The following is a 3,160-nucleotide window of genomic DNA, read 5'->3' as shown; positions in this document are numbered from 1 at the left end:
GTCCACCCCCGCCCCGATCCGTGACGACGAGGACGAGACTCCGGTCGCGCCCGTCGCCGCCGCGAAGGCACGTCCCCCGGTTGCCGCTCCGGCAGCGAAGGGCGGCTTCTTCTCGCGCCTCTTCGGTGGCCTGTTCAGCTCCTCCGAGCCGGCAGCGCCCGCCGCCGAGCCGGCGCCGGCCCGTCGCGACGAATCGCGCCAGGGCAGCGGTGGACGTAACGAGCGCAACCCGCGCCGTGATGACCGTCGTGGCAACGAAGGTCGCAACAAGAACAACGAACAGCGTCAGCGCGGCGAACGCAGCGAACGTGGCGAGCGCAAGGACAACGCGCAGCAGCAGCCGAAGGGCCAGCAGCAGGCCAAGGGCGGCAACAAGCAGGCCCGTAACGAGCCGCGTCAGGGCGAGCCACGCCAGGGCGAAGAGAAGGCGCCGCGTCAGCCGAAGGAACAGCAGCAGGGTGGTCGCCAGGGCGGCCGCCAGGAGCAGCAGGTCCAGGGTGAAGGCCGTCAGGGCGGCGAAGGCCGTCGTCAGCCGCGTGGCGAGCGCCAGCCGCAGGGTGACAAGGTCGAGAAGATCGAAAAGGCAACGACACTCGTTGCGGGTGCTGCGCAGACCGCCGCGCCGGGCACCGTTCGTGTCCCGGCCGAGAAGCCGAATGCCCCACTGAAGGACGAGGACGGCATCTCGCCGGTCATTACCGATGAAGCCCTCACGCAGGTCGAGGGTTCGGTCGCCGCCGATGGCGGCGCCCCGTCCACCGAAACCAAGGACACCGAGGGTGGCCAGCGCCGTCGTCGTGGCCGTCGCGGCGGTCGCCGTCGTCGTCGCCAGGAAGATGGTACGCAGGCCGGCTCGATCGAAGGCGGCAACGCCGACGACCTCGATGACGACGAGAATGACAACGACGACATCGTCGAGACCACGCCAGCTCGCACCACGCGTGACAGCGCCAGCGTGCCGCCGATGCTCGACACCGCCGCTGCCGCCGAGAACGCCTTCGCGGTAGAAGCGCCACGCAATGAAGCCACCCGTCCGGCTCCCGCCGCGGCGACGGCTGCGGTCGCAACGGTCGCGTCAACGGCCGCGGATGACGAGTCGGTGCCCTCGGCACTCACCCTGACCTCGCTGCCGAAGCTGCCGCCGATCCCGGGCACCTCCGCTCCGGTCGCGCCGCATGCGCATCCTGTCGATCCCGCTACTCCGGCCGACTCGGCGCAGGCGCGTACGACCGAACGTCGCCAGACCGAGTCGGGCGCCCCGTTGAAGACGGCAGACGTCTCCGCAGAGGCGCCAGTCGCGGCCACGCCGGTCGAAACCAAGGCTGTCGAAAGCGCACCCGTCCACGTCGATGCACCGGCCCCGGTCGCACCGGCCGTAGACGAGCCCTCCATCCCGCTCGCCACCCCGGCCAGGCAGTCGTCCGTGCTCGACACGCCGGCTCGCGGCATGCTGCCGGAAACGGCACCGGAAGCCCCGATCGTGGAAGTGCCCGCCGAGGCAGCCGCCCCGGTCGAAGCGCCGAAGCCCGTCATCGTTCCGGCTCCAGCCCCGGTTCCGGCTCCGGCCCCGGTCGTTACCGAGGCCAAGGCGCCCGAAGCACAACATGCACCGGCACCTGCCGTTGCACCGGTAGCGGCGCCCGCGCCAGCCCCGGTGGTTGCTGCTCCGGCACCTGCCCCGGCTCCGGTCGCGGCTCCGACGCCGGTTGCCGCTCCGGCACCGACGCCAGTCGCTGCTCCGGCACCGGCACCGGCCCCGGCTCCGGATACGACCCGCGCTCCGGTCGCTGAGCCGGCTCCGGCTCCGGCAGCTGATGAACCGTCCACCGGTTCGCCGTGGGCGCCCCCGGCGCAAGGCGATCTCCTGACGCGTCCTCGCCAGGAAACGCCGCACGGCGACACGCCGCGCGACGAGCACTAAGGGAAGTACGGGGAGGCCTCGGCCTCCCTCACAAAAAAACGCCGGGCATTGCCCGGCGTTTTTTTTGTTACCGATTGCGAACTATCTCAACTGCCGACCTGATGGTTGTGGGTGTCGAGAAGTCCATGCACGGTCATCAGGTGAGCAAGGCCCACGACATGGTCCACATGCAGCTTTTCCATCAGGCGCTGTTTGTACGTGGATACCGTTTTGGGACTGAGGTTGAGACGCTCACCGATCGATGTGAGCGGCATCCCGCGAACCAGCATCATCGAGACTTCCATCTCGCGAGTGGACAAGGTGTCGAAGGGTGACTCCGAGCCGTCCAGCGTCGCGAGGGCAAGTTGCTGCGCGACGGACGGAGCCAGATAACGCCGACCGGAGGCAACCTGACGCACGGCGCTGAGCAATTCGTCCGACGAGCAGCCCTTGGTGAGATATCCGAGCGCGCCTGCATCGAGAAGGCGCTTCGGAAAACGGGCGTCATCGACGATAGTGAGAATCACGATATTCGTGCGCAGTTTGGCGCGTACGACTCGCTCAGTGAGTTCCACGCCGCTCATGCCCGGCATGTGCACATCCACGAGTGCGATGTCCGGTGCGAGCGTACGGATGAGCCGCAGGCCCTCTTCCGCCGTGCCCGCCTCTCCCCTGACCCGGAAATCCGCTTGTTGCTGCAGGATCATCCGGAAACCGGTCCTGACCAGCTCGTGGTCGTCGACCAATACAACGTTAATCATTAAGTGCCCTCCCTGGGCCGACTGTACTTCAATGCGCGCGGATCGATCGCGCGCGGCCTGCGGACGCATACAATGCCAGATGTGCAGGCGAGACAACCAGCGTGTGCATATCATCAACCTCGGTCGCGACAGCCTGTAGCGGTAGACGCCGTGCTGCGTGAGGTGACATGACCTGATGTTCGTGTCATCGTCGCCCACGCCTGTTTGTAGGCGTATACGTAAGGACATGCTTTTCTCATGGAAGACACCACCTACCTCCTCGGTAAACTTGCCGCGCTGGAATCGGCTCTCGATGCCGCCATGGCCACGCATCCCGACCCTCCCGCGCTGATAGCGGCGCTGGCCGAAGCCATGTGCCGGTATACACCAGCCTGTCGACCGCAAGATGAGAGTTCATTCGCAGAAGGATGGATGGCGGTCGTGACACCTTTATTGACCGACCAGGCATGTCACGAAACATCCCCCTTGTTTGCCGGCATGACCGCGCCCGGTGACACGA

At 67.2% G+C, this 3,160-nt stretch carries 2 protein-coding genes and 1 pseudogene; 2 read left to right on the top strand and 1 reads right to left on the bottom strand.

Annotation, left to right across the window (positions count from 1 at the left end):
* A pseudogene (locus AC1DT2_RS19225) lies at positions 1–1,921 on the top strand (hypothetical protein); the annotation flags it as partial.
* Between the two features lie 86 nt (positions 1,922–2,007).
* Here AC1DT2_RS19225 and AC1DT2_RS19220 read toward each other — a convergent pair.
* Positions 2,008–2,661 carry a response regulator gene (locus AC1DT2_RS19220; protein ID WP_046969125.1) on the bottom strand — a complete coding sequence of 218 codons (654 nt, stop codon included), beginning with the start codon at positions 2,659–2,661 and terminating at the stop codon, positions 2,008–2,010.
* Between the two features lie 237 nt (positions 2,662–2,898).
* On the opposite strand from AC1DT2_RS19220, the gene AC1DT2_RS19215 reads away from it, so the two are divergent.
* A partial coding sequence (locus AC1DT2_RS19215) for a hypothetical protein (RefSeq protein ID WP_477298075.1) occupies positions 2,899–3,160 on the top strand: 262 nt, incomplete at its 3' end.

The sequence above is a fragment of the Luteibacter sp. P4_E6 genome (assembly GCF_056401535.1).
Note: the sequence above shows the minus strand (reverse complement) of the source record. Positions and strands in the feature narration are given on the sequence as shown.